Origin of the sequence: Stenotrophomonas sp. STM01 (assembly GCF_014852135.1) — a bacterium.
GTDB classification, from domain to species: domain Bacteria; phylum Pseudomonadota; class Gammaproteobacteria; order Xanthomonadales; family Xanthomonadaceae; genus Stenotrophomonas; species Stenotrophomonas capsici.
The window spans coordinates 824729-848537 of record NZ_JACVBA010000001.1 but is presented as its reverse complement, the minus strand read 5'-3'; the positions used below and the strand labels follow the sequence as shown (position 1 = coordinate 848537).

Here is a 23809-nt window from a genome sequence, read left to right as displayed (position 1 = left end):
GCGCCATCGGTTTCGCGGCCCAGGCCGCTGCTGCCGGTGCTATTCGGCGGCCAGGACGCGGATGCGGACGTCGCCCAGCTCGACCTGCTGGCCCGCGCGGATCTTGCAGGCCTTGCGCAGCTCGATCTGGCCATCCACGCTCACCTGGCCCTCGCCGATGATCATCTTGGCCTCGCCGCCGCTGGCCACCAGGTCGGTGAGCTTGAGCAGTTGCTTCAGTTCCACGTACTCGCGGTCCAGTTCGAAATCGATGGTCTGCATGGTGTTCCCGGGTAAAAAAACGGGCGCTATTGTGCGGCAAGGCCGGCCGGGCAGGGGGCTGAACCCGTTGGCCATGTGGTGGCAAGCTGAACGGACATCGGCAAACCCCGCGACAGCAAGGGGGTTCTGGGCGCACAATATGCGTCTTTTCGCCCGCCCGTTCGCGGCGGTGCCCCCGGAGTTCCCATGTCCCAAGAATCCCCCGCGCCGCTGCTGTTCGCAGATCTCGGCCTCTCAGAGCCTGTGATGAAAGCGGTCGCCGACGTCGGTTACGAGACCCCGTCGCCCATCCAGGCCGCCACCATCCCGGCGATGCTGGAAGGCCGCGACGTGCTCGGCCAGGCGCAGACCGGTACCGGCAAGACCGGTGCCTTCGCGCTGCCGGTGCTGTCCAACATCGACCTTTCCGCCACCAAGCCGCAGGTGCTGGTGCTGGCCCCGACCCGCGAACTGGCCATCCAGGTCGCCGAGGCGTTCCAGACCTATTCGGCCTCGATGCCGGGCTTCCGCGTGCTACCGGTGTACGGCGGCCAGCCGTACGGCCAGCAGCTGTCCGCGCTGCGCCGCGGCGTGCACGTCGTGGTCGGCACCCCCGGCCGCGTCATCGACCACCTGGACCGCGGCACCCTGGATCTGTCCGAGCTGAAGACGCTGGTGCTGGACGAAGCCGACGAAATGCTGCGCATGGGCTTCATCGACGACGTCGAGGCCGTGCTCAAGAAGCTGCCGGAGACCCGCCAGGTTGCCCTGTTCTCGGCCACCATGCCGCAGCAGATCCGTCGTATCGCCCAGACCTACCTGCGCGACCCGGTGGAAGTGACCATTGCGTCCAAGACCACCACCTCGGCCAACATCCGCCAGCGCTACTGGTGGGTGGCGGGCATGCACAAGCTGGACGCGCTGACCCGCATCCTGGAGGTGGAAACCTTCGATGCGATGATCATCTTCGCGCGCACCAAGGCCGGCACCGAGGAACTGGCGGGCAAGCTGCAGGCGCGTGGCCTGGCCGCGGCCGCCATCAACGGCGACATGCAGCAGGCCCAGCGCGAGCGCACCATCGGCCAGCTGAAGGAAGGCAAGCTCGACATCCTGGTCGCCACCGACGTGGCCGCGCGCGGCCTGGACGTGGAGCGCATCAGCCACGTGCTGAACTACGACATCCCGTACGACACCGAAAGCTACGTGCACCGCATCGGCCGTACCGGCCGTGCCGGCCGCAGCGGCGAGGCGATCCTGTTCGTCACCCCGCGCGAGAAGGGCATGCTGCGCCAGATCGAGCGTGCCACCCGCCAGCCGATCGAAGAGATGCAGCTGCCGAGCGTGGACGCGGTCAACGACCACCGCGTGAGCAAGTTCATGGACCGTATCAGCCAGACCCTGGCCGGCGGCGACATGGATTTCTACCGCGACCTGCTGCAGCGTTACGAAGGCGAGCACAACGTGCCGGCCATCGACATCGCCGCCGCGCTGGCCAAGCTGCTGCAGGGTGATGCGCCGTTCCTGCTGACCCCGCCGGTGCGCGAGCGCCGCGAGCCGCGCAGCGATCGCCCGGAGCGTTCCGAGCGTCCGCAGCGTGATGGCGGCTTCCCGCGCCAGCGCGAGGAGCGTGGCGAGCGTCCGGCCCGCTTCGAACCGCGCTTCGAGCGTGGCCCGCGCCAGGACGACGAGCGCGGCCCGCGCCCGCCGCGTGGCGAAGGTGAGTTCGGCGAGCGTCCGCGCCGCGAGATGCCGCCGCGCAGCGCCCCGGAATTCGGCATGGAAACCTACCGCATCGAAGTGGGCCACCAGCACGGCGTGAAGCCGGCCAACATCGTCGGCGCCATCGCCAACGAGGCTGGCCTGGAAAGCCGCTACATCGGCCGCATCGACATCCATGACGGCCACTCGGTGCTGGACCTGCCGGCCGACATGCCCAGCGACGTGCTGCAGCACCTGAAGAAGGTGTGGGTGTCCGGCCAGCAGTTGCAGATGCGCAAGGTCGAGCCGGGCGAGGACGTCAACGCCGGCCCGTCGTTCAAGCCGCGCTTCAACAAGGACAGCAAGCCGGGCGGCCGTCCCGGTCCGCGTCCGGGTGGCCCAGGCGAGCGTCCGCGCCGTGACGGTGGCTTCAACAAGCCGCCGCGTGGCCCGCGCAAGTTCTGAGCCCCACGCCGGCACCTGCCTGCCTGAACAGCCCCGGGAAACCGGGGCTGTTCTGTTTCATGCCGGCACGCTGCACGCAGACGACAAGCTGAACACGCGACAGATTTCACGTGCTGCTGTCAGTGGGTTGTTGCGATAATCCGCCCAAGCGCGTCGGGGAACGCGAAAGGATGGTCATGGCGGAGGACGGGGGCGCGGTTGCGGGGCACAACAGGTGGGGCTGGACAGTGCGTTGGCTGTTCGTGCTGCTTGTCCTGTGGTTGCCGGCGCTGTCCCCGGCCCAGACGCCCCAGGTGGGCCGCGACCTGCTGCAGGTAGGGGCGGCCACCGACCAGCAGGCGCCGGTGCGCGCCTGCACGCCGGAGATCATGGCGCGGCTGCAGGAGCCGGTGGAGATCGACGCGCCGGCGGGCGGGTGGTCCGGTGCCCCGCAGGCGGTGGATGTGTTCAACATCTACGGCGGCGAAGTGATGATCAGCCATGGCGACCGCGAGGTATGCGGCCACATGCAGGACGCGCGCACCCGTGATTCCCGATTCCGTGCCGGCATCGGCATGGTGGTGGTGCCGCGCAAGGGCGACACCGACCCGATCCTGGTCGCCTGGGAAACCCCGCTCAAGTCGCGCTGGATTCCCACCGTGCGGCTGGGCGCGCCCAGCCCGGTGCAGCAGATCGACACCGCGCGCCTGTTGGTGCGCACCGCCTGCCTGGCGGTGGCCCTGGCCCTGGCGCTGTCCGCGCTGATGGGGTTCTTCACCACGCGTAGCCGCAACTTCCTGATGTACGTGCTGGTCTGCGCGCTGCTGGTGACCTGGCAGGCGATCCTCAGCGGGCTCAGCGGCTATCCCGAGCCGTGGTTGCCGCTGGGCCGCGCAGCGCCGGTGTGGATGGTGGCGGTCAGCGCACTCAGCTATGCGGTGATGGGCTGGGTGCTGTGGCGGATGAGTGGCGGTCGTCGCCTGCTGCCGGCATCGCGGCGCTGGGTGCTGGGGATGATGCTGGCCCTGCTGGTGGTGGCGCTGGCGACCCCGTTGATGTCCTGGCAGGTGCTGGGCTGGACGGCGGCGGCGCTGGATGACCTGTTCACGGTGATCTGCCTGGTGATCCTGCTGCTGGCGGCGGTATCGGTGCGGACCGGGCGCTACACCGCGGTGGACGGCATCGTCGCGGTGGTGCCGCTGCTGCTGATGAACCTGGCCGACCTGCTCGGCAGCCGCCTGCTGGTGGAGTACCGGGTGGAGGTGATCCAGGTGGCCGTTACCTGGTTCCTGATGATGTCGGCCTATTCGCTCAACCGCGGCCTGGGCCAGCTGCGCCAGCAGCGTGACGAGATGCGCCAGCTGGCCGACACCGACACGCTGACCGGGCTGCCCAACCGGCGTGCCGGCCTGCGCCAGCTGGAGCGCTACCTGCGCGATGCCAAGGCCAGCCAGCAGCCGCTGTCGATCGGCTTCCTGGACATCGACCTGTTCAAGCAGATCAACGACCGCTACGGCCACGATGTCGGCGACGAGGTGCTGGTGTCGGTCGCCCGCACGCTGGAGGCCGGCGTGCGCAGCCGCAACGACGTGATCCGCATGGGCGGTGAGGAATTCCTGATCCTGCTGCCCGGCAACAGCGCCGACCATGCGCTGCCACGGCTGGAGCAGCTGCGCGAACGGGTGACCCAGAACAGCCAGGCGCTGCAGCACGCGGGGCTGTCGGTCACCGCCAGCATCGGCCTGGCCGAGCTGGAGCCCGACGACCAGGACATGGCGGCGCTGCTGCGCCGTGCCGACAACGCGATGTACCGGGCCAAGCGGGGCGGGCGCAACCAGGTGGTGGATGCGCGCGACGAGCAGCAGATCGCCTGAGCCACGCTGTCCCGGGACGGGGCGATGGCGGATAATCCGCCGATGACCAACCGACTCAACAAGCACATTGCCGAAACCGGCTTCTGTTCCCGCCGCGAGGCCGACCGCCTGATCAGCGCCCGCCGCGTCACCGTCAACGGCATCGTCGCCGGCACCGGCGCCGAGGTGGGCGAGGGGGACGAGGTCCGCGTCGACGGCCAGCCGCTGGGCGCACGCACCGTGCAGAAAAGCACCGGGCGCAAGCATGTCTACATCGCGCTGAACAAGCCGGTGGGCGTGACCTGCACCACCGAAAGCGCGGTGAAGGGCAACATCGTCGACTTCGTCGGCCATGAGCAGCGCATCTTCCCGATCGGCCGCCTGGACAAGGAATCCGAAGGGCTGATCCTGATGACCAGCAACGGCGACATCGTCAACCAGATCCTGCGCGCCGAGAACGGCCACCAGAAGGAATACCTGGTGGCGGTGAACAAGCCGGTCACCGACGAGTTCCTGCGCGGCATGGCCCGCGGCGTGCGCATCCACAACCAGATGACGCTGCCGTGCCGTACCTCGCGCATCGCCAAGTTCGGTTTCCGCATCATCCTGGAGCAGGGCCTGAACCGGCAGATCCGCCTGATGGCGGCCGAGTTCGGCTACCGCGTCACCCAGTTGCGCCGCGTGCGCATCGACAACATCAAGATCGGCGCACTCAAGCCCGGCCAGTGGCGCAACCTCACCGAACAGGAGCTGCGTGGCCTGCTGCCGCAACAGCGGGAGTGGTGAAGTGTGACTGCCTTGACGCGGTGATGCCGCCCCGCCGCTAGACTTGCCGCAGCCTTACCTTGACCACCGCACGATACGGAACCGCGCATGATCAAGCCTGCGATCCCTGCCAATGAATCCCAGCGCCTGGCTGCCCTGCAGCGCTACCGGATACTGGATACGCCGCGCGAGCAGGAGTACGAAGACCTGGTGACCATCGCCCGCACCATCTGCGGCACCGCCTGCGGGGCGGTGACGCTGATCGACCGCGAGCGGCAATGGTTCAAGTCGATGCAGGGGCTCGAAGGCGAGCAGACCCCGCGCGAGGATGCCTTCTGCGCGCATACCATCCTGCGCCCGCAGGAGCTCACCGTGGTCGAGGACGCGCGGCTGGACGCGCGCTTCAGTGGCAATCCGTCGGTGGTGGGCGACCCGCACATCCGTTTCTATGCCGGTGCACCGCTGCTGAGCAGCGACGGCTACGCACTGGGCTCGCTGTGCGTGTTCGACTCGGTGCCCGGCGTACTGGGCCAGCGCCAGGCCGACGCGCTGCGCGCGCTGTCACGCCAGGTCGGGCGGATGATGGAGATGCGCAAGCTGCGCCACGAGCTGGAACATCACCAGCAGGAACATGACTGGTACGAGGCCCGCCTGGGCGAGTACTACCTGCAGCTGGAGCAGGTGAACAGCGAGCTGTCCGAGCAGACCCGCACCGATCCGCTGACCGGTCTGTCCAACCGCCGTGCGCTGGCCACCGCATTGAGCGAGGCCATCGAGCGTGCCGGCGAGGTGCCGCCGGCGGTGGCCATCGTCGACATCGACCATTTCAAGCTGGTCAACGATATCCACGGCCACGCCGAGGGCGACCGGGTGCTGACCGAGATGGCTGGCGTGCTGCGCGCGCAGTTTGCCGGGCGCGGCATGGCCGCCCGTTACGGTGGCGAGGAGTTCGTGATCCTGATGCCGGACACGCCGCTGCAGCAGGCCGAGCTGCAATGCCAGTACCTGCGTGAGTCGGTGGGCCTGCTGCCGATCGGGCTGCCGGTCACGGTCAGCATCGGCCTGGCCGCGCATCGTGCCGGCGAAAGCCCGCTGGACACCCTGCACCGCGCCGACAGCGCGCTCTACCAGGCCAAGCAGGACGGCCGCGACCGGGTGGTCGTGGCCACCTGACCGCGCCTACGCGGCGGCGGCCGGGCGCAGCCGGTTCAGCAGCGGGTGCAGGAACACGCCGCCGAGGATGATCGCCACGCCCAGGTAGAACTGCGGGGTCAGCTCATGCTGTTCGCGCAGGAACAGCATGGCCAGCACGATGGCGTAGACCGGTTCCAGGTTGGTCACCAACTGCACCGTGTAGGCGCTGAGGTGGCGCAGGGCGACCAGCGCCAAGGCGAACGGCAACAGCGTGCACAGGCCCGAAAGCGCCAGCAGCAACAGCCCGTCGTGCAGGTTGGGCAGCACCCACAGGTCGCTGGCCAGGGCCGGCAGCAGCACCGGCATGGCCGGGGCCAGCAGGGTCAGTGTGAGTACGCCGGCACCCAGTTCCAGGCCGGTGACGGTCAATGGGTCGGCGTGGCCGACCATGCGCTTGTTGAACGAGCCGAACACCGCCACCAGCAGGGCCGACAACGCGCCGACCGCCACGCCCAGGCGCATGCCGTCGGGAACGCCGCCCACCACCAGCGCCACGCCCGGCAGCACCACGATGCCCAGCGCCAGTTCCTTCATCTGGAACGGCCGACGCGCGATCCAGGGCTCGATCACCGAGGTGAACACCGGGGCCAGCGCGATGCAGGTGGCCGCGACCGAAGCATTGGCCAGCTTCACCGAGCCATAGAACGTGAGCCAGTGCAGCGCCACCAGCGCGCCGATGCCGGCGTAGCCCAGCGCCACCTTCGGGCTGAGCGTGGACAGCCCGCGCCATACGCGCGGCAGCAGGGCCAGCATGGCCACCACCAGCAGCATGCGCCACCACACCAGCGGGAGGGCGGGCAGGGTGATCAGCTTGCCGAGGATGGCGGTAATGCCCCACAGCAGGACGCAGAAATGGATTTGCAGCAGGGCCTTGCGGTGTTCGTTCGTCGCCATCGGCGAATTGTCGCCGATGTGCCGACGCATTGCCGCATCGATCGCTTCAGTTTGGGTCGACGCGTTGCTGCAGCTGGCGCGCCGCGGCCGGGTTGCGGTGCTTGGCGGCGCTGATGAAGTACAGGTATACCTCGCGCCCCTGCGGCGCAGGCCCCGCAGGCGCGGCGAGGTGGGGCAGGTCGTGCGGGTCCTGTCCGCGCCGCCACGCCATCACGCGCTCGGCCCATTGCGCCAGTTCCGCCGCCGGGTAGCCGGTATCGCAGGCATCGCGGCTGCGCATGAGCCGGGCATAGACGAAGTCCGCGCCGAGGTCGGCCGCGTTGGGGTAGTCCGGTGAGTCGGTGTAGACCAGTGCCACGCCGTGCTGGCGGGCCAGGCCAACCAGCCGTTCGTCGAAGAACGCACGGTCGCGCACTTCCAGCGCGTGGCGCTGGCGGCGACCGTTGACCTGCCGCGGCAGCAGCTGCAGGAACGCGGCGAAGTCGTCCGGGTCCAGCGTGCGACCGGCATCGAACTGCCACACCAGTGGACCGAGCCGGTCACCGAGGTGGCCGATGCCATCGATGAAGTCATCGATCTGCGCGCCGGTCCCGGCCAGCTTGCGGGCGCTGACGATGCGCTTGGGCGCCTTGGCCGAGAACACGAAACCTTCCGGCGTGGCATCGCGCCAGCCGGCGTAGATGGCTGGCTTCTGGGTGCCGTAGTAGGTGCCGTTGATCTCGATGCTGGTCAGCTGGCGGCTGGCGAACTCCAGCTCACGGCGCTGCACCAGCCCGACCGGATAGAAGGTGCCGCCGCGCCACGGCACATAGGTCCAGCCGCCGATGCCGATATGGACCCCGGGGGTATTGGCCGTACCGGCAAACAAGTCGTTCAAGTCACACCCCGGGGCAGGAGCGGCCGTGGCCGCGAAGCCGTCAATGTACCTGCAAGCCAACCGGTGGGAGCGGCCTGGGCCGCGACATCGGGAAGGTCCTGGTCCGGGGATTCAACGGCTCGGCGGCCAAGGCCGCGCCTACGCGGCTTTCCAGGGGTCGTAGCTGCCGAACCACCACAGGTGGCCTTCCGGGTCACGGCAGGCGTAGCCGCGGCCGCCATAGTGCTGGTCGGCGATGTCGATGACGATCTCCGCGCCGGCTGCCTTGGCCCGGGCGTAGTGGGCGTCGGCGTCGCTGACGATCACGCAGGCGCTCTGGGTTTCCATGCCACCGACTTCGTCGGGCTGGATCATGTTGCTGCCCCATTCGCTGGGCTGCACCGAGCCGAGCATCACCATGCCGTTGCCGAACACCAGTTGGGCATGCAGCACGACGTTGCCCTCCTGGTAGACCGCGTGCCGCTGGAAGCCGAAGGCGTCGCACAGCCAGTCGATGGCGGCCGGTGCATCGCGGTAGCGCAGGCAGGGAATGATGGTGGCGGTGGTCGTGGCGGCGAGGTCCATGGCGGCCTCAGGGCAGGAACGGAAAGGCGAGCGTGGGCGCGCTCGCGTTACCATCGCGAGAAGGCCGGCCCGGCCATGGGCCGGCATCGATCCAGAGGGAGAGCGCATTGAATAAATGGTTTGGGGGCGGGCTGGTGCTCGCGATGAGCGTGGTGGCCCAGGTGGCCGATGCACAGGAGGCGGCGGTGCCGGCGGAGCTGCAGCAACTCGATGCCACGGTGGAGCGCGTGCGCCAGCAGTTCGACGTGCCGGGCGTGGCGGTGGCGGTGGTCAAGGACGGCAAGGTGGTGCTGGAGCGCGGCTGGGGCCTGCGCGAGCTGGGCAAGCCCGAGCCGGTGCAGGCCGACACGCTGTTCGCCATCGCCTCCAACACCAAGGCATTCACCGCCACCTCGCTGAACCTGCTGGCCGAGGAAGGCAAGCTGAAGATGGATGACCGGGTGATCGACCACCTGCCGTCGTTCCGCATGTCCGATCCCTACGTCACCGGCGAGATGCGCATCCGCGACCTGCTCTCGCACCGCAGCGGGCTGAGCCTGGGCGCCGGCGACCTGCTGTTCTGGCCGACCACCAGCTACAGCAACGCCGAGGTGGTGGCGCGACTGGGCCAGGTACCGTTGAAGAACGGTTTCCGCGACCGTTACGCCTACGACAACATCCTGTACGCGGTTGCCCAGCAGGTGATCGAGAAGGTGTCCGGGCAGCCGTTCGCCGCGTTCCTGCAGCAGCGCATCTTCGACAAGGTCGGCATGGCCGGCACCCGCTACAACGCCGATCATCTCAAGCCCGGCGACAAGGCCGCCGTCGGCCACGCCAAGTTCGACTTCACCGACCTGCGCCCGGTGGCGCCGCTGACCTGGTCCAACAACGCCGGCGCCGGTGGCATCTACTCCAGCGTGCATGACCTGGCCAGGTGGATGAACGTGCAGCTGGCCGAGGGCAAGCTGGCCGACGGCACGCCGCTGTTCAGTGAAAAGACCCAGCAGCAGATGTGGCAGATGCAGATCCCGCAGGTGGTGCCCAAGCCGTCGGTGCCGGAGCTGGAAGCCGCGCGCCCGAACTTCGCCGGTTACGGTGAAGGCTGGAGCCTGAGCGACTACCGCGGGCAGAAGCTGGTGTGGCACACCGGCGGCTGGCCGGGGCAGGTGTCGCGGCTGACGCTGGTGCCCGGGCAGGACCTGGGCGTGGTGGTGCTGACCAACCAGGAATCGGGTGCGGCCTTCAACGCCATCACCATGAGCGTGCTCGACGCGATGCTCGGGGCACCGTCGCATGACTGGGTGGCGGCGTATGCGGCCAGCGTCGCCAAGGCGCAGGACAACGCGGACGAAGGCTGGGCCCGGCACGTGGCCGCGCGTGACGCCAGGAGCACGCCCTCGCTGCCGCTGGGTGGTTATGCCGGCACGTACCGCGATGCGTGGTATGGCGATGTGGTCATCGAGCAGAAGGGCGGCAAGCTGCGCCTGCGCTTCGGTGCCACCGCCGATCTGGTCGGCACGATGGAGCACTGGCAGCACGACACCTTCATCGTGCGCTGGGACAACCGCTCGCTCAACGCCGATGCCTTCGTCAACTTCAGCCTGACCCCGGACGGCAAGGTGCGCGAGGTACGGATGGAAGCAGTGTCGTCGCTGACTGACTTCAGCTTCGACTTCCAGGACCTGCTGCTCAAGCCCAAGACGGAGTAAGCAGGGCACCACGGTCCCGCGGCCATGGCGGGGATGGCATTCCCGCCGTGGCATTGCCCGCGGCGCTTCGGAGGATCGTGGACGGGAGGCAAGGGCGTCGCGGCCGGAACCGTTCCCGCTGGCGGGCAAGCGCCTGCCGTAGACAGACACAACACAGGCCGCGATGGGACAATCGCGGCCTGTTCTGTTTCTGCAGGCCGTGGCGATGTTGCGCTGGTTCGAGTCGTTGATTCCCGTGTTCCCGCCGGTGGATGCCCGCATGCCACCGCGCGGCGTGGTGCGTTTCTACCTGCATTACCTGCGCCCGGTGTGGCCGGTGCTGCTGGCCACGCTGGTGGCCGGCCTGCTGCTGGCGCTGGTGGAAGTGGCGATGTTCGACTTCCTCGGGCGCATCGTGGACATGCTCTCGGACAACGCGGGCCCGGGGTTCTTCCGGCGGCACGCAACGGAGCTGCTGTGGATGGCCGGCATCACGCTGCTGGCGCGCCCGGTGCTCGTGGCCCTGCACAACCTGCTGGTCAACCAGGCCATCGTGCCGGGGTTGAGCAACCGCTCGCGCTGGCTGATGCACAACTACGTGGTGCGGCAGAGCCTGACCTTCTTCCAGAACGACTTCGCCGGCAGCGTCGCCAACCGGGTGATGCAGACCGGTACCTCGCTGCGCGAATCCGCCGTGCAGATGGTGGATTCGCTCTGGTACATCGTGGTCTACACCGGCACCGCGCTGTACCTGTTCGCGCAGGTGGACTGGCGCTTGATGGTGCCGCTGGCCGTGTGGTTGGTGGCGTACGTGGCCATCGGCGTGTACTTCGTGCCGCGCATGAAGCAGCGGGCATGGATCGCCTCGGATGCACGGTCACGGGCCATGGGCCGCATCGTCGACGGCTACACCAACATCTCCACGCTCAAGTTGTTCGCGCACAGCGGGCACGAGCAGGCCTACGTGGCCGAGTCGATCCAGGAGCTGGCCGAGAAGCACCGCGCGCAGACCCGCATCACCACCGGGCTGGAACTGGTGATCGCCATCCTCAACGGCTTCCTGATCGTCGGTACCTGCGGGCTGGCGCTGTGGTTGTGGAACGATCGCCTGATCAGCGTTGGCGCGATCACCCTGGCCACCGGCCTGGTGATCCGCATCCACAACATGTCCGGCTGGATCATGTGGACGGTGAACGGCATCTTCGAGGACATCGGCACGGTGCAGGACGGCATGGAAACCATCGCCCAGCCAATCGCCGTGCAGGACCAGGCCGATGCCGTGCCACTGCAGGTGCATGCCGGCGCGGTGGATTTCAAGGACGTGCACTTCCACTACGGAAAGCGCGGCGGCGTGATGGCCGGACTGAACCTGTCGGTGAAGCCGGGCGAGAAGATCGGCCTGGTCGGCCCGTCCGGTGCCGGCAAGTCCACCCTGGTGAACGTGTTGCTGCGCCTGTACGACCTGGAGAGCGGACGCATCCTGATCGACGGGCAGGACATCGCCCGCGTCACCCAGGACAGCCTGCGCGCGCAGATCGGCGTGGTGACCCAGGACACCTCGCTGCTGCACCGTTCGATCCGCGACAACCTGCTGTACGGGCGCCCGGATGCGACCGAAGACCAGGTGCGCGCGGCCGTGGCCAAGGCGCGTGCGGAAGGCTTCATCGACGCGCTGGTGGACGGGCAGGGCCGGCAGGGTTACGACGCGCATGTCGGCGAGCGCGGCGTGAAGCTCTCCGGTGGCCAGCGCCAGCGCATCGCCATCGCGCGGGTGCTGCTGAAGGATGCGCCGATCCTGATCCTGGACGAGGCGACCTCGGCATTGGATTCGGAAGTGGAAGCGGCGATCCAGGACAGCCTGGACGAACTGATGGGCAACAAGACGGTGATCGCGATCGCGCACCGGTTGTCGACCATCGCGCGGATGGACCGGCTGGTGGTGATGGACCAGGGCAGGATCGTGGAGACCGGCACCCATGCCGAGCTGGTCGCCGCCGGTGGCCTGTACGCGCGCTTGTGGGCGCGCCAGACCGGTGGGTTCGTGGCGGCCGATGCCTGAGCCCGGGACGGCCCTCATCCCGACCCCTCTCCCGCGCTGCGGGAGAGGGGCCAGTAGACGGCGAATCGAAACAATGCGAGCCTCTCTCCCGTAAAACGGGAGAGGGGTTGGGGTGAGGGCAGAGACGCGCCGGGCTAGCCGAGCAGCACCCGCCCAAGCACGGCGACGGCGGCAGCCACCACGACCGCCAGCGCCATCAGCCAGGCACGGCGTGTACGCCGGTCCGCCGCCGCAGCGCCGGCGGCAAACAATGCGCTGCGGCGTGCGTCGCTGGCGGCCACCAGGGCGCGGGCGCGTTGCCCGCCTTCCTCTGCCGGAACACGACCGGCCTTGATGTCCTCGGCGATGCGTTCAAGTTGCTGCATCGTCTCGGTCTGCAGTCTGTGCAGTTCAACGATCGGGTCGTGATCGGGCATGCGGGCCTGGCGCGATCTCATGGCTCGGTGTGGCGTGACTGCAACGCCTGACGGATCACGCGCGACAGGATGGCAGGGTCGTTGGCGGACAGGTGTTGCCCAAGCCGCACCAGGCCAATGCCGAAGGCGGCCATCAACACGCCGGGCAGGGCGGCCGGGATCAGCATCGGGTCCATCCTGCCAAGCTGCACGACGCTGATCGTCGTCCCCAGCACGCAGAAGCCCAGCCAGAACACCATGAAGGCATGCACGAGCACGGGCGGCGCGAAGCGGCCGTGCAGCGCGCAGCCCTGCGCGGTGTCCACGAAGTGGCCACGGAAATGCGGCTTGAACGAGTTGCGCAACGCGCTGCGGTGATACAGGTTCACCCGTGCGGCCTCCACCGAACCGACGATGGTGCCGGTTGCGGTGATGTTGCCGCGTGCGGTGGCCGCGCGCAGGTTCTGCACGGCCTGCGCGCGCGGCAGCGGGCTGGGGAACACGGCAGGCGTACGGGGGAACAACCAGGTCCAGAAAGGCATGCGTTTCGGTCGGTGCGTGGCAGGACACGATAGCTGCCCACCCCCGCGCATGGCTATCGGCGGGTGGTGCCGGCGGCGCGTGCGGCCTTCTTCACCAGCGTGGTGACCTTCTTTTCCACTGCAAGGGTGAGCGCGGTGAGCGCGAACGAGGTGGGCCACATGTCGCCGTCGTCGAGTGCGGCACTGTCGTTGAACCCCAGCGTGGAATAGCGCGCGCCGAACTTGCTCGCGCCCTGGAAGAACACCACGACCTTGCCGTCGGCATTGGCATAGGCCGGCATCCCATACCAGGTCTTGGGTGACAGTGCCGGCGCGGTGGCGGTGATGATCCCGTGCAGCCGTCCGGCCATGTCGCGCTCGGCCGCTGGCATCTCGGCAATGCGGGCCAACACCTCGGCCTCGCCCTCGGCTTTCCTGCGGCCGGCCTTGGCCTCGGCCGCCAGTTCGCGGGCGCGCTCCTTCATGGCGGCACGTTCTTCGGCGCTGAATCCGGACTTGCTCATGACAGTGGCTCCTGGGGAAACACGCGCTTTATAGCGCGGATTCGGCCGGTTGGCGTCGTCCATCGTGGCCGGGCCGGCGTCGCTCAGTCACCGGGTTGGCCGATCCAGAGCCGATTGCCGTCCGGGTCCTGCAGCCGGAACTCGCTCATCTCATAGAACGTGGTTTCCAGAGGTGGTACCTCCAGGCCGTTCTGGCGCGCATGCGCATGGAAGGCACGCAGGTCATCGGGATAGAGATAGAGCACGGCGCTGCGCGCACTGCCGGCCGGTGGATTGATGGACTGATCGAGCATGACCTGGCAGGGGCCGCAGCGCAGCATCGCCCAACCCCAGGCGTCATTGTGGTCCTCGACCTCGAAGCCGAGCTTGCGGTAGAAGGCGATGCTGGCCGGCAGGTGCGTCACCGGCTGCATCGGGATCAGCTGTTTCAGGGTCATGGCGGGGCATCCGGCAGCGACGGGTTGCCCTCTGTAGCGCCGGGTTCAGAGCAGGCCGTTCACGGCCATGGCCGACGCGCCCAGCAGGGCGGCCAGCACCGCCAGCACGCACAGGCCATAGCGCAGGTGGAACGGGATCGGCACGCGGCCGAGCTCGCGTTCGGTGGTGCGCGCATCCAGGATCCAGCCATGGTTGCACTGCAGGCAGGCCAGTTGGTAACGCTTGTCGTAGGCGAAGCCGAACAGCATGTCGAAGCTGCCGTACTTGTAGCGCAGCTGCTTCTGGAATGCGGTGAGCTGGCCGCATTTCGGGCAGTGACGTTGTTCGGGTTCGCCAAGCGCGACCACGCGCTCGCCCTGGCCGATCAGGAACATCATTGCCAAGCGTCCTCGACGTTGGCCAGCACCTCGCAGTCACAGTAGCCGCCGTTGGCCTGCAGCCACGGCACCACCGTGGCTTCATCGAGCGCCTGCTGTTGCAGGAACTGGCGGGTGAACCGCAGCGAATGGTCGCAGCCGGCCCCCAGTGCCTGGTCAAGGTGGTCGAACAGGGCCGTCAGTGCTTCCCGCGGCAGGGGCAGCGCCGCGATGGCCTGGGCGTGATGCTGCTCGGCGAGCCCGCGCAGCAGGGCTTTGCGACGTTCGAGTTCGGCGTTGGAAGGCATGCGATGCGCCTGTCTGCGTGGGAGGTAAGTGCGGGAAAACCGGCGCTCGCGCCGACGCTCATGGCCGCGGGCGAATGATCACGTACTGCTTGCGGAACTCCGTGCCGGTACCTGCCCATTGCCGGGCGTACTCGACCAGGGCGGGCAGTGCATCGGGATGATCCTGCCCGTTGATGCGGCAATCGGCGCTGAAACTGCCATCGTCCGCACGACTGGCGAACAGGCGCACGCCGAGGAACTGTTCCGCGCGCAGGACCGGCATGAAGGCCTCCAGGCTCCGGGTGAGCAGGCAGCACGGGCAGAACGGGTGCTCCTCGTCGGCATCCACGGGCTCGGAGGCGTAGTGCGCGACCGGGCCCAGCACGATCTGGCGCACCGCCTCCGGCGCCTGTTCCGAGGCCGGCAGGGTGATTTCCATCACCGCGCAATGCCGTGGATCGGCTTGGACGGCATCGGACAGGGTTGCCAGATCCATCTGCGCCCAGCTGCGGAAGCCGCTCGACATCGAGGCCTGCGCATTGGCACCCATGGCATGCTGGAACTCGACCAGCCCTTCGGTGAAGAACGTCGGGTGCCTGGCCGTGGTGACCGTCGCAGTGCGTACGTTGCCGTTGTCGAAGCGGAACGTCTCGATATGTTCGACGCCCAGCGTGATGCCGCTGGACAGGTGTACCTGCCCATCGACGAGGCGGGCATGCGGGTCCGATGCCCTGGTCGCTTCGAGCAGCAGCCGAAGTGGCAAGGCCGGCTCGGGCGCCGGCGGACCTTTGAAGAACCTGCTGAAAATACCCATGGAATTCGGCTTCCTGCCCAATGATGTGATCGCGGGTGTCGTGCGAGAGGGGCCTCAGCGCTGCGGCTCGACCACCACGGCGGTGCCATAGCACAGCACTTCGGTCAGGCCGGTCATCAGTTCAGTGGCGTCGTAGCGGACCGCGATGATGGCATTGGCGCCGAGCATGCGCGCGTGCTGCACCATGTCGCGGTAGGTCTCGTTGCGGGCCTGCTCGCACAGCTCGGTGTAGATGGTGATGTTGCCGCCGAACAGGGTCTGCAGGCCGCCGATGAAGTTGCCCACGACCGAGCGCGAACGCACGGTGATGCCGCGCACCAGGCCCAGGCTGCGGGTGACGCGCAGGCCGGGCAGTTCCATGGCGGTGGTGACCATGGCATCGGTGAGGTGAGGGGTTGCGGCGGGGATCGCGGGGGAGTTGTAGGGGTCGGCCATCGGAGTTCCTGGGATTGAGGGACGCGGCTGGATGCGGGCGTGCGATCCCTGCCGTCCTGGTTCCGTACAGCGGTGGATTCTATCCAGAACCCACTCCCGCGGTATCAGCCGGTCATCTGCCGATGGAGCAGGAAGGCGCCGGCAGCGACACCGGCCCAGACCAGCAGGCCGACCAGAGCGCACGCCGCATCGCCGGGTTCCTTGCCGGGGCGGAACAGACGGATCACCACGTGGCCGGTACCCTTGAGCAGGATCTCGAAGACCAGCTCGACCAGCATGCGGCCGACGACGCGCAATGCGCCACGCAGGGCTTCGCCGGCCAGGTCATCCAGGGGCATCGAGCAGGGGCCTCGACGGTTCCGGCGGGCTCAGGGCCGCGACGGCTGCGCGCGGCGCAGGTGCTGCTCGAGGTTTTCCAGCAACACGTCGTCTTCGATATGGAAGATTTCCGGAACCGGCTCGCGCGGCGCGGCGGCGATGACGATCAGCTGGCCCAGCCGCAGGTCGGGCGAGGTTTCCCAAAGCGCGCGAAGCGTGGCCAGGACGGTGTCGATGCGGGCGGGGTCTCTCATGCGTGTTCCGGTGCGGCGGGTGGGAGGGGAATCAGTCAGGGGCCTGCGTGGGATCCATCCTGGCCGCTTGCCTGCGGTGTTGCGGAGATCACCTGTTCGATCCAGTCATGGTAGTGGCTCAGGCGGACGTTGCAGGCGGTCTGCCCGTAGCGGCCGGGACGGGCGGTCATCACGTTGCCCTGCACGACCTTCCAGGAGGCCAGCCCTGCCAGCTGCCATTGCGCGCCGGACTGGAGCAGTACCGGGCCGCCGCTGTCGCCATTGCCGAGCATGCCCTCAAGCGGAAGGCCATCCGGTGGTGCGTCGAAGACGTAGCAGAGCCAGCGGTCATACGCACTGGTGACGGTGTTGAACGCACGCCGCAACCCGGTACGGTTGGGCCCTCGCGGATCATGCCCATCGGCGCCGGTGCCGGTGGCCCCTTTTCCCAGCAGCGTGACGCGTTTGCCGGGCTCGTCGCTGCCGGCATACAGGCGGATCGGCGGGATGTCGGTGATGGGTTGGCGCAAGCGGATCAGCGCGATGTCGTCCGTGCCGCCAAGGAAGACCACCAGCAGCATCGCTTCACCGCTGGCCATCGCCTGGTCGATCAGCGCCTGCGGCGGGGTGCGGTACCCCGGGTGGGTGACGACCCGCTCCACGTCCCGTGCCACCCCGTTGATGACCACCTGTTCGAGCCGACCCTGGCGGGGGAGCGTGTGTGCGGCGGTCACCGCCCATTGCGGCGCGATCAGCACGCCGTGTCCCTCGCCGGGCATGTCGACCAGCGCCGGCAATTCGGATGCCGGTACCCGGTACTGCGCATCATCGACATCGTGGCGGATGACGATGGCCGCCGCGTTCGTGGAGGTGGCGAGCAGTGATGCCAGGAGCAGGGCGCGGATCATCGGAAGGCCTTGTTGGAAGGGGCGAGCGCGGGGCTCAACAGGGTATTGCTACCGCATGCGCAGACGCGGTGCGTGCCGCGCCGCCTACTGCGCGAAACTATCGACTGCGGGTGGAACGGCCCGGGTCAGGCGCAGTTCGCGCTGACCCAGCGGTTGAACGGGTCTGCCGCGTCTTCGATGTGCATGTCTTCGGGATGCCTGACGATCTCGGTGCCGATCTCCGGGATGGTCGTGGCGAACCGGCTGCGGACCCACTGCTGGTAGGCCACATTGGGATGAACGACGAATTCGCCCTCGCGTGGCGGCGGCGATCCCAGTTCACCACCCCAGCAGATTTCGTCGTAGCCGATGGCCAGCAGTCGCAGGAAGTCGAGCGCATCATCGGCCAGCACGCAGACGGTGACCGAGCCGGAGCCCGAGCCCAGATGGACGATCTTCTGCGTGCCGTCGGGCGCGAGCCAGAGTGCTGCCATCGATCCTTCCGCGCCGGTCTTGGCGAACACGCAGAGCCGGTCGAGTACCTCGGCACGCGCGTGGCCGAACCAGTACTTCAGGTTGGCATTGCCCTCGGCGAAGAAGGTGATGTTGGTTCCGCCCTGACGCTCGTCGTCCGTCCAGCTCTCGCGCAGGGCTTCCTCGGGGAACAGGAAACCGATGCGGGTGCTGTCCGGCCGGTCGATGTAAAGGCCGTTGTCCTCGATCCAGCCAAACAGTGCCTTCAGCGCCGGCGGCAGATGCATGCCGGGCAACAACGTACGGGTGATCTGCGCTTCCAGGGTTTCCACGGGCATGCGTCCTGCTGTCCTGTCTGAAATGGCCGGGTAGATGCAAGGCCCCGGCATGTGCTGCGGATGATGCCACAGGGCAATGGCCGCGCTCTGGCGGAGCTTGCGCAGCACGGCAGTGACGCCAGACGCCTACCAGTGGTTGTCGCCGCCCGCCAGGAAGTTCGGCCGCGTGTACTGCTGTGATGCATGCAACTGCCAGCGGATGCGCGCGCAACCGGCGATGATCGCCTCGAAGGGATGATCGGGGCCGACCGCCGATTGGGACCATTCGCCCTCCAGGTCGCCGGAAGCACGGGTGATCCGCCACGTCGGTGCGAGTTGCCACGCAAGCGCGAGCAGGGCCGCTTCGGTCGCTTCATGGGATCCGGTGGCGTGGTGGACTTCGAACGTCACATGCGCCTCCTTGCGGCCCTCCCACACGAGCCGCTCCACCATCGGTGAAACGGCGGTGAAACCCGCCAGGCGCTCCAGCTTGCGCAGCATCTGGCCATGTTGTGGGCCGCCATGGGTGACATGCCAGAGGGAAACGATGGGGTGCATTCGAGGGGATGCCGGGTTCGATTCGAGGAAGGGCAGGGCGCAGGGGGCGTCAGTGGCCCGTCAGCAGGATTTCGCGCAGCCGTGCCTCGACCCGCGCCCGGTCGAGGAAGGGACGCAGCGTTGGCCAGTTCCTGGCCGACTTTCGCCGGAGGCGCATCTGCGCATACACCAACCCGGCCAGGAAAAAGCCTGCCATCAGGAGGGCATGGGGAAGGCTGGGGCGGCCGAAGAAATGGAAGCAGGACGCCGTGATCACCGCGATCGAGATCCAGACCGGTACATCACTCCACCCCGATGACGCCTTGCCGGGGGAGTCGATCTCTTTCAGGAGCTGCTCGAGTACCTTTCGCTCGTCGCTGGGATGCATGGAGGTATCCGTTGGGTGCCATGAGGCGGTAGTGGTCCTGTCCGCAATGCTGCACGGAAATGGACCGCGGCGAAACCGTGCGTGGAGTCAGGCAGGGCGTGGCGCGCATCGCGGATGCGGGACAGGACACGAATCGTGCGAGCCATGCCGAGCGGCGAAGCGACCCGGTGGATGGGGGCTGGTGCGGGAGTTGACCCGAGGCGGTGTTGGCTTGAAGGGACTTCCCTGGTGGCATCTCCGATCCATCGGCCCTGAAAACAGAACGAGCACCTTTCGGTGCTCGTTCTGTCGGGAACAATGCTGAGACATTCCAGCGCTTGGTGACGCGGCGGGAGTGGGGGCTTGCACGGGGCAGTGGCCCTCACTCCACCCCCTCTGCCGCGTGCGGGAGAGGGGGTGGGCTGCCTGCAGGCTTTCGCCGATCAGTAGCGGTAGTGTTCCGGCTTGAACGGGCCTTCCACCGGCACGCCGAGGTAGTCGGCCTGTTCCTGGGTCAGGGTGGTCAGCTTCACGCCGATCTTTTCCAGGTGCAGACGCGCCACTTCCTCGTCCAGCTTCTTCGGCAGGCGGTAGACGTCGGCCTTGTAGCTGTCCTTGTTGGCCCACAGGTCGATCTGCGCCAGGGTCTGGTTGGCGAAGCTGTTGGACATCACGAAGCTCGGGTGGCCGGTGGCGCAGCCCAGGTTCACCAGGCGGCCTTCGGCCAGCAGGAAGATCGCGTTGCCGTTCGGGAACACGTACTTGTCCACCTGCGGCTTGATGTTGATGTGCTGCACGCCCGGGAACTTCACCAGTGCATCGACCTGGATCTCGTTGTCGAAGTGGCCGATGTTGCAGACGATGGCCTGGTCCTTCATCGCGCTCAGGTGCTCGATGCGGATGATGTCCTTGTTGCCGGTGGTGGTGACGTAGATGTCGCCGCGGCCCAGGGTGGATTCGATGGTGTTGACCTCGAAGCCTTCCATCGCCGCCTGCAGGGCGCAGATCGGGTCGATCTCGGTGACGATGACGCGTGCGCCGTAGGCGCGCAGCGAGTGGGCCGAGCCCTTGCCGACGTCACCGTAGCCGCAGACCACGGCCACCTTGCCGGCCAGCATCACGTCCATCGCGCGCTTCAGGCCGTCGGCCAGCGACTCGCGGCAGCCGTACAGGTTGTCGAACTTGCTCTTGGTGACCGAGTCGTTGACGTTGATGGCCGGGACCAGCAGCGTGCCGGCTTCGGCCAGCTGGTACAGGCGGTGCACGCCGGTGGTGGTCTCCTCGGAGACGCCCTTCCAGTCCTTGACCACGCGGGTCCAGTAGCCCGGGCGCTCGGTGGCCACGCGCTTGAGCAGGTTCTTGATGACCTGCTCTTCGTGCGAGCCGGACGCGGTATTGACCCAGTCGCTGCCGTTTTCCAGCTCATAGCCCTTGTGGATGAGCAGGGTGACGTCACCGCCGTCGTCGACCACCAGTTCCGGGCCCAGCAGGGTGCCGTCGGCGGCCTTGAAGGTCAGCGCTTCCAGGGTGCAGTCCCAGTACTCCTCCAGCGTTTCACCCTTCCAGGCGAACACCGGGGTGCCGGTGGCGGCGATGGCGGCGGCGGCCTGGTCCTGGGTGGAGAAGATGTTGCACGAGGCCCAGCGCACGTCGCCGCCGATGTCCTTCAGCGTCTCGATCAGCACGGCGGTCTGGATGGTCATGTGCAGCGAGCCGGTCACGCGCACGCCGGCCAGCGGCTTCTGTGCGGCGTACTTGCGGCGGATGGACATCAGGCCCGGCATCTCGTGCTCGGCGATGTCCAGTTCCTTGCGGCCCCAATCGGCCAGCGAGATATCGGCGATCTTGTAGTCACCTTCCTGGGAGAAGGTCCTGGCAACAGCATTCATGTAGAGCTCCGGTGTGGTGCGAGCAGGCTCGCGTTCGCCGGGCGCCGTTGTTGCATGGATGCCGCCCCGAGCCTGGCTGTGGCGGGGGTTCCCGGACAGTCGCAGCGCCCCTCGGAGCGGGGCCGGTGATTATATCGCGGCGGCCAGCCCAACCAACGGCAGGGGAGGGGGGCGACAGAGATTGTTAAGTTGGGGGTTTATCCCCCTGCCAAGGAGCGCCATGAACCTGTCCCCCGCCCGCCGCCGCCGTACTTCCGCGGCCCTGGTCCTGTGCGCCGGCCTGCTGCTGGCGGTGCCGCCGGTGCTGGCGCTGGCCCCGCCGCAGGCGGCCGAACAGGCGCAGGGCTACCGCCTGCCCTCGGCCGCGTTGCAGGCCATCGTCGACGCCCCGCGTGCGCCCAGCCTGTCGCTGTCGCCCCGGCGCGACCTGGCGGCGATGCTGCAGACCCCGTCGCTGCCGTCCATCGCCCAGGTGGCGCAGCCGGAGCTGAAGCTGGCCGGCCTGCGCATCAACCCGAAGACCTTCTCCGACAGCCGTTTCTCGTTCGGCAACAAGTTGTCGCTGGTGTCCACGCTGGACGGCAGGGAGCGCCAGATCAGCGGCCTGCCGCAGCCATTGTCGGTGGCCTCGCTGGGCTGGTCGCCCGACCAGAAGTACCTGGCCTTCAACCAGGTGGACCCGGCCAGCGGCAGCAACGAGCTGTGGTTGGTGGATGTGGAGGCGGGCAGCGCCCGTCGCATCGCCGAGCGCCTGAACAGCATCGTCGGCCGGGGGTACTCGTGGTTGCCGGGCAGCGACGGGCTGCTGGTGCTGCAGCGCCCGGCCGGGCAGGGCGCGCCGCCGAAGGGGGATGGCGTGCCGACCGGCCCCGCCGTGCAGGAGACCGTGGCCGGGCAGGGCGTGCGTTCGGTGCGGACCTACCAGGACCTGCTGCGCAACGAGGACGATGCGCGCCTGTTCGAGTACTACCTGCAGGCACAGCCGGTGCGGGTGTCGATCACCGGCCAGGCCAGTCCGGTGGGCCTGCCAGGCCTGTTCATGGGGCTGTCGCCGTCGCCGGACGGCAAGTACCTGCTCAGCCGTCGCGTCGAGCGGCCGTTCTCGTATTCGGTGCCGGTGAGCAGCTTCCCGCGCCGCATCGACGTGCTCGATGCGCAGGGCATGCAGGTGCATACGGTTGCCCGCCTGCCGCTGGTCGACGGGCTGCCGACCGGCAACGATGCCGTGCCGACCGGCGTGCGTTCGATCAGCTGGCGCGCCGATGCGCCGGCCACGCTGGTCTGGGCCGAAGCGCAGGACGGCGGTGACCCGTCACGACAGGCGGCCATCCGCGATGCGGTGCTGGTGCAGTCGGCGCCGTTCGACAAGCCGCCGGCCACGCTGATGCAGCTGGGGTCGCGCTACGCCGGCATCACCTGGGGCAAGGACGATGTCGCGTTGCTGGACGAGTACTGGTGGAAGAGCCGCCAGATGAAGCAGTGGAAGATCAACCCGGGCAGCCCGGACCAGGCACCGGTGCTGCTGGTCGAGCGGTCGGAGGATGACCGCTACGCTGATCCGGGCGATCCGCTGCTGCAGTCCGATGAGAGCGGGCGCGAGCGGCTGCAGCTGGGCACCGATGGCAAGAGTTTCTTCCGCATCGGCACCGGTGCGTCGGCCGAGGGCGACCGCCCGTTCCTGGACCGCGTGGACCTGGCCTCGGGCAAGAGCGAGCGCCTGTTCCATTCGCAGGCGCCGTACTACGAGCAGCCGCTGGCCATCATCGAAGGCGGGGATGCACGCATCCTCACCTACCGCGAGTCCAACGATGTGCCGGGCAACCTGTTCGCGCGTGGCCTGGCAGCCGACGCGGCACCGGTGGAGCTGACCCATTTCGCGCATCCGCTGCCGGCGTTGCGTGGGGTGAAGAAGGAGCAGATCCGCTACACGCGCAATGATGGCGTCGAACTGACCGCCGACCTGCTGCTGCCACCGGGTTATGACCCGAAGAAGGATGGCCCGCGCCCGGTGCTGATGTGGGCCTATCCGGCCGAGTTCAAATCCGCGCAGGACGCCAGCCAGGTCACCGGCTCGCCGCACCGCTTCAACGCGATCAGCTACTGGGGCCCACAGGCGTTCCTGGCCAAGGGCTACGTGGTGCTCAACAACCCGACCATGCCGATCATCGGCGAAGGCGATGCCGAGCCGAACGACACCTACGTGCAGCAGCTGGTGGCCAGTGCGCAGGCGGCGGTGGACGAAGTGGTCAAGCGTGGCGTGGGTGATCGCGAGCGCATCGCCGTGGGCGGGCATTCGTACGGTGCGTTCATGACCGCCAACCTGCTGGCGCATACGCGCCTGTTCAAGGCCGGCATCGCGCGTTCGGGCGCCTACAACCGCACGCTGACGCCGTTCGGCTTCCAGGCCGAGGAACGCAACTTCTGGCAGGCGCAGGACGTGTACCTGAAGATGTCGCCGTTCAACAGCGCCGACAGGATCAAGGACCCGATCCTGTTCATCCATGGCGAGAACGACAACAACTCCGGCACGTTCCCGATCCAGAGCGAGCGCATGTTCGCCGCGGTGAAGGGGCTGGGTGGCACGGCGCGGCTGGTGATGCTGCCGAATGAATCGCACGCCTATCGCGCACGCGAGTCGATCATGACGATGCTGGCCGAGAGTGAAAGCTGGCTGGACCAGTGGTTGGGCGCGGCCGACGGCAAGGCTGGCAAGAAGCGCTGAGGACGAGCGCCCTCCCTTGCGTGAAGCGCAGGGGAGGGCG

At 67.9% G+C, this 23809-nt stretch carries 26 protein-coding genes and 1 riboswitch; of the genes, 7 read left to right on the top strand and 19 right to left on the bottom strand.

Translation table 11 applies throughout. The annotated features are described in order from the left end of the window. Positions 1–39: 39 nt before the first annotated feature. On the bottom strand, positions 40–261 hold the full coding sequence (locus tag IB227_RS03895) for an RNA-binding S4 domain-containing protein (protein ID WP_132864591.1): 222 nt from the start codon (positions 259–261) through the stop codon (positions 40–42). 186 nt (positions 262–447) lie between these two features. On the opposite strand from IB227_RS03895, the gene IB227_RS03890 reads away from it, so the two are divergent. From IB227_RS03890 to IB227_RS03875, 4 genes are all read left to right on the top strand, one after another. Next, positions 448–2403 (top strand): DEAD/DEAH box helicase, encoded by a 1956-nt coding sequence (locus tag IB227_RS03890; RefSeq protein ID WP_192286372.1) that lies wholly within the window; start codon positions 448–450, stop codon positions 2401–2403. A gap of 227 nt (positions 2404–2630) precedes the next feature. Continuing rightward, positions 2631–4256 carry a diguanylate cyclase gene (locus tag IB227_RS03885; RefSeq protein WP_313255420.1) on the top strand — a complete coding sequence of 542 codons (1626 nt, stop codon included), beginning with the start codon at positions 2631–2633 and terminating at the stop codon, positions 4254–4256. 42 nt (positions 4257–4298) lie between these two features. Then, positions 4299–5021: a pseudouridine synthase gene (locus IB227_RS03880; protein ID WP_192286371.1), complete on the top strand. Its 723-nt coding sequence runs from the start codon at positions 4299–4301 to the stop codon at positions 5019–5021. Positions 5022–5108: 87 nt separating this feature from the next. Beyond that, positions 5109–6173 (top strand): sensor domain-containing diguanylate cyclase, encoded by a 1065-nt coding sequence (locus tag IB227_RS03875; RefSeq protein ID WP_192286370.1) that lies wholly within the window; start codon positions 5109–5111, stop codon positions 6171–6173. Positions 6174–6179: 6 nt separating this feature from the next. Here IB227_RS03875 and IB227_RS03870 read toward each other — a convergent pair whose 3' ends face one another. The 3 genes from IB227_RS03870 to IB227_RS03860 all read right to left on the bottom strand — a co-directional run bounded on the left by IB227_RS03870 (position 6180) and on the right by IB227_RS03860 (position 8529). Beyond that, positions 6180–7088: a DMT family transporter gene (locus tag IB227_RS03870; RefSeq protein ID WP_192287265.1), complete on the bottom strand. Its 909-nt coding sequence runs from the start codon at positions 7086–7088 to the stop codon at positions 6180–6182. Positions 7089–7134: 46 nt separating this feature from the next. Continuing rightward, positions 7135–7965, bottom strand: a complete 831-nt coding sequence (locus IB227_RS03865; RefSeq protein ID WP_192286369.1) for a DUF72 domain-containing protein — start codon at positions 7963–7965, stop codon at positions 7135–7137. Between the two features lie 138 nt (positions 7966–8103). Next, positions 8104–8529 carry a VOC family protein gene (locus tag IB227_RS03860; protein ID WP_192286368.1) on the bottom strand — a complete coding sequence of 142 codons (426 nt, stop codon included), beginning with the start codon at positions 8527–8529 and terminating at the stop codon, positions 8104–8106. A 143-nt stretch (positions 8530–8672) separates the two neighbouring features. Between IB227_RS03860 and IB227_RS03855 the strand changes: the two genes are divergently transcribed. Both IB227_RS03855 and IB227_RS03850 read left to right on the top strand, forming a co-directional pair. Continuing rightward, positions 8673–10217 (top strand): serine hydrolase, encoded by a 1545-nt coding sequence (locus IB227_RS03855; protein WP_192287264.1) that lies wholly within the window; start codon positions 8673–8675, stop codon positions 10215–10217. A 205-nt stretch (positions 10218–10422) separates the two neighbouring features. Further along, entirely contained in the window at positions 10423–12255 is a 1833-nt protein-coding gene (locus tag IB227_RS03850; protein ID WP_192286367.1) for an ABC transporter ATP-binding protein, read from the top strand. Between the two features lie 134 nt (positions 12256–12389). Here IB227_RS03850 and IB227_RS03845 read toward each other — a convergent pair whose 3' ends face one another. The 15 genes from IB227_RS03845 to ahcY form a co-directional block, all read right to left on the bottom strand. Continuing rightward, positions 12390–12671 (bottom strand): hypothetical protein, encoded by a 282-nt coding sequence (locus tag IB227_RS03845; protein WP_192286366.1) that lies wholly within the window; start codon positions 12669–12671, stop codon positions 12390–12392. A 17-nt stretch (positions 12672–12688) separates the two neighbouring features. Then, positions 12689–13192 carry a hypothetical protein gene (locus IB227_RS03840; RefSeq protein ID WP_192286365.1) on the bottom strand — a complete coding sequence of 168 codons (504 nt, stop codon included), beginning with the start codon at positions 13190–13192 and terminating at the stop codon, positions 12689–12691. A gap of 53 nt (positions 13193–13245) precedes the next feature. Next, on the bottom strand, positions 13246–13695 hold the full coding sequence (locus IB227_RS03835) for a DUF1801 domain-containing protein (protein WP_192286364.1): 450 nt from the start codon (positions 13693–13695) through the stop codon (positions 13246–13248). 83 nt (positions 13696–13778) lie between these two features. Then, positions 13779–14132: a VOC family protein gene (locus IB227_RS03830; RefSeq protein ID WP_192286363.1), complete on the bottom strand. Its 354-nt coding sequence runs from the start codon at positions 14130–14132 to the stop codon at positions 13779–13781. Between the two features lie 45 nt (positions 14133–14177). Continuing rightward, positions 14178–14510, bottom strand: coding sequence for a hypothetical protein (locus tag IB227_RS03825; RefSeq protein WP_225591581.1), 333 nt, complete (start codon positions 14508–14510; stop codon positions 14178–14180). Then, positions 14507–14797, bottom strand: a complete 291-nt coding sequence (locus IB227_RS03820) for a DUF2695 domain-containing protein (protein ID WP_192286362.1) — start codon at positions 14795–14797, stop codon at positions 14507–14509. The genes IB227_RS03825 and IB227_RS03820 overlap by 4 nt, the downstream gene beginning before the upstream one ends. 58 nt (positions 14798–14855) lie before the next feature. After that, positions 14856–15590, bottom strand: a complete 735-nt coding sequence (locus IB227_RS03815) for a DUF6348 family protein (protein ID WP_192286361.1) — start codon at positions 15588–15590, stop codon at positions 14856–14858. 54 nt (positions 15591–15644) lie between these two features. Then, positions 15645–16025 carry a YbjQ family protein gene (locus IB227_RS03810; RefSeq protein ID WP_192286360.1) on the bottom strand — a complete coding sequence of 127 codons (381 nt, stop codon included), beginning with the start codon at positions 16023–16025 and terminating at the stop codon, positions 15645–15647. A 104-nt stretch (positions 16026–16129) separates the two neighbouring features. Beyond that, positions 16130–16363, bottom strand: a complete 234-nt coding sequence (locus IB227_RS03805; protein ID WP_132864575.1) for a hypothetical protein — start codon at positions 16361–16363, stop codon at positions 16130–16132. A 30-nt stretch (positions 16364–16393) separates the two neighbouring features. Next, positions 16394–16597: a hypothetical protein gene (locus IB227_RS03800; protein ID WP_192286359.1), complete on the bottom strand. Its 204-nt coding sequence runs from the start codon at positions 16595–16597 to the stop codon at positions 16394–16396. Positions 16598–16632: 35 nt separating this feature from the next. Then, positions 16633–17484 (bottom strand): trypsin-like serine protease, encoded by an 852-nt coding sequence (locus IB227_RS03795; RefSeq protein ID WP_192286358.1) that lies wholly within the window; start codon positions 17482–17484, stop codon positions 16633–16635. 125 nt (positions 17485–17609) lie between these two features. Then, positions 17610–18383, bottom strand: a complete 774-nt coding sequence (locus IB227_RS03790) for a hypothetical protein (protein WP_225591580.1) — start codon at positions 18381–18383, stop codon at positions 17610–17612. Between the two features lie 18 nt (positions 18384–18401). After that, positions 18402–18755, bottom strand: a complete 354-nt coding sequence (locus IB227_RS03785; RefSeq protein ID WP_192286357.1) for a hypothetical protein — start codon at positions 18753–18755, stop codon at positions 18402–18404. Between the two features lie 106 nt (positions 18756–18861). Further along, complete coding sequence (locus IB227_RS03780) at positions 18862–19179, bottom strand: hypothetical protein (protein WP_192286356.1); 318 nt, start codon at positions 19177–19179, stop codon at positions 18862–18864. Positions 19180–19601: 422 nt separating this feature from the next. Beyond that, the gene (ahcY, locus tag IB227_RS03775) at positions 19602–21047 is read right to left on the bottom strand and encodes an adenosylhomocysteinase (protein ID WP_132864571.1); all 1446 of its coding nucleotides are present in this window, start codon (positions 21045–21047) and stop codon (positions 19602–19604) included. A gap of 32 nt (positions 21048–21079) precedes the next feature. Then, a riboswitch (S-adenosyl-L-homocysteine riboswitch) is annotated at positions 21080–21166 on the bottom strand. 101 nt (positions 21167–21267) lie between these two features. Between ahcY and IB227_RS03770 the strand changes: the two genes are divergently transcribed. Continuing rightward, positions 21268–23769 carry a prolyl oligopeptidase family serine peptidase gene (locus IB227_RS03770; RefSeq protein WP_192286355.1) on the top strand — a complete coding sequence of 834 codons (2502 nt, stop codon included), beginning with the start codon at positions 21268–21270 and terminating at the stop codon, positions 23767–23769. Positions 23770–23809 lie beyond the last annotated feature (40 nt).

What these genes read in the sequence shown, in the direction of transcription:
- IB227_RS03895 (WP_132864591.1), bottom strand. Translation starts at nt 261, where the DNA reads ATGCAGACCATCGATTTCGAACTGGACCGCGAGTACGTGGAACTGAAG.
- IB227_RS03890 (WP_192286372.1), top strand. Translation starts at nt 448, where the DNA reads ATGTCCCAAGAATCCCCCGCGCCGCTGCTGTTCGCAGATCTCGGCCTC.
- IB227_RS03880 (WP_192286371.1), top strand. Translation starts at nt 4,299, where the DNA reads ATGACCAACCGACTCAACAAGCACATTGCCGAAACCGGCTTCTGTTCC.
- IB227_RS03875 (WP_192286370.1), top strand. Translation starts at nt 5,109, where the DNA reads ATGATCAAGCCTGCGATCCCTGCCAATGAATCCCAGCGCCTGGCTGCC.
- IB227_RS03870 (WP_192287265.1), bottom strand. Translation starts at nt 7,088, where the DNA reads ATGGCGACGAACGAACACCGCAAGGCCCTGCTGCAAATCCATTTCTGC.
- IB227_RS03860 (WP_192286368.1), bottom strand. Translation starts at nt 8,529, where the DNA reads ATGGACCTCGCCGCCACGACCACCGCCACCATCATTCCCTGCCTGCGC.
- IB227_RS03855 (WP_192287264.1), top strand. Translation starts at nt 8,673, where the DNA reads ATGAGCGTGGTGGCCCAGGTGGCCGATGCACAGGAGGCGGCGGTGCCG.
- IB227_RS03850 (WP_192286367.1), top strand. Translation starts at nt 10,423, where the DNA reads ATGTTGCGCTGGTTCGAGTCGTTGATTCCCGTGTTCCCGCCGGTGGAT.
- IB227_RS03845 (WP_192286366.1), bottom strand. Translation starts at nt 12,671, where the DNA reads ATGCCCGATCACGACCCGATCGTTGAACTGCACAGACTGCAGACCGAG.
- IB227_RS03840 (WP_192286365.1), bottom strand. Translation starts at nt 13,192, where the DNA reads ATGCCTTTCTGGACCTGGTTGTTCCCCCGTACGCCTGCCGTGTTCCCC.
- IB227_RS03835 (WP_192286364.1), bottom strand. Translation starts at nt 13,695, where the DNA reads ATGAGCAAGTCCGGATTCAGCGCCGAAGAACGTGCCGCCATGAAGGAG.
- IB227_RS03830 (WP_192286363.1), bottom strand. Translation starts at nt 14,132, where the DNA reads ATGACCCTGAAACAGCTGATCCCGATGCAGCCGGTGACGCACCTGCCG.
- IB227_RS03825 (WP_225591581.1), bottom strand. Translation starts at nt 14,510, where the DNA reads ATGATGTTCCTGATCGGCCAGGGCGAGCGCGTGGTCGCGCTTGGCGAA.
- IB227_RS03820 (WP_192286362.1), bottom strand. Translation starts at nt 14,797, where the DNA reads ATGCCTTCCAACGCCGAACTCGAACGTCGCAAAGCCCTGCTGCGCGGG.
- IB227_RS03815 (WP_192286361.1), bottom strand. Translation starts at nt 15,590, where the DNA reads ATGGGTATTTTCAGCAGGTTCTTCAAAGGTCCGCCGGCGCCCGAGCCG.
- IB227_RS03810 (WP_192286360.1), bottom strand. Translation starts at nt 16,025, where the DNA reads ATGGCCGACCCCTACAACTCCCCCGCGATCCCCGCCGCAACCCCTCAC.
- IB227_RS03805 (WP_132864575.1), bottom strand. Translation starts at nt 16,363, where the DNA reads ATGCCCCTGGATGACCTGGCCGGCGAAGCCCTGCGTGGCGCATTGCGC.
- IB227_RS03800 (WP_192286359.1), bottom strand. Translation starts at nt 16,597, where the DNA reads ATGAGAGACCCCGCCCGCATCGACACCGTCCTGGCCACGCTTCGCGCG.
- IB227_RS03795 (WP_192286358.1), bottom strand. Translation starts at nt 17,484, where the DNA reads ATGATCCGCGCCCTGCTCCTGGCATCACTGCTCGCCACCTCCACGAAC.
- IB227_RS03785 (WP_192286357.1), bottom strand. Translation starts at nt 18,755, where the DNA reads ATGCTGCGCAAGCTGGAGCGCCTGGCGGGTTTCACCGCCGTTTCACCG.
- IB227_RS03780 (WP_192286356.1), bottom strand. Translation starts at nt 19,179, where the DNA reads ATGCATCCCAGCGACGAGCGAAAGGTACTCGAGCAGCTCCTGAAAGAG.
- ahcY (WP_132864571.1), bottom strand. Translation starts at nt 21,047, where the DNA reads ATGAATGCTGTTGCCAGGACCTTCTCCCAGGAAGGTGACTACAAGATC.
- IB227_RS03770 (WP_192286355.1), top strand. Translation starts at nt 21,268, where the DNA reads ATGAACCTGTCCCCCGCCCGCCGCCGCCGTACTTCCGCGGCCCTGGTC.